Source organism: Demequina lignilytica, assembly GCF_030418305.1.
Classification (GTDB): Bacteria; Actinomycetota; Actinomycetes; order Actinomycetales; family Demequinaceae; genus Demequina; species Demequina lignilytica.
In genome coordinates this window covers 1-396 of the sequence record NZ_JAUHPX010000016.1, presented here as the reverse complement: position 1 = coordinate 396, position 396 = coordinate 1, and the positions used below count along the sequence as shown (strand labels likewise).

Here is a 396-nt window from a genome sequence, read left to right as displayed (position 1 = left end):
TCCGCAGCGTGATGGCGAGCGTCGGTACGACAACGATCGTCCGCGTCGTCAGTACGACGGCGATCGCGGCCCGCGTCGTGATGGTGACCGTCCGCAGCGTTCGTTCGATGGTGACCGCCGTCCGCAGCGTGATGGTGAGCGTCGGTACGACAACGATCGTCCGCGTCGTCAGTACGACGGCGATCGCGGCCCGCGTCGTGATGGTGACCGTCCGCAGCGTTCGTTCGATGGTGACCGCCGCCCCCAGCGTGATGGTGAGCGTCGGTACGACAACGATCGTCCGCGTCGTCAGTACGACGGCGATCGCGGCCCGCGTCGTGATGGTGACCGTCCGCAGCGCCCGTCGCGCCCGTACGACGGCGATCGTCCGCGACGCTCGTTCGATGGTGACCGTCG

General features: G+C 68.2%; 1 protein-coding gene. It reads right to left on the bottom strand.

The window, feature by feature from the left end; genetic code table 11:
- A partial coding sequence (locus QQX10_RS13615; protein ID WP_301144572.1) for a hypothetical protein occupies positions 1–396 on the bottom strand: 396 nt, incomplete at both ends.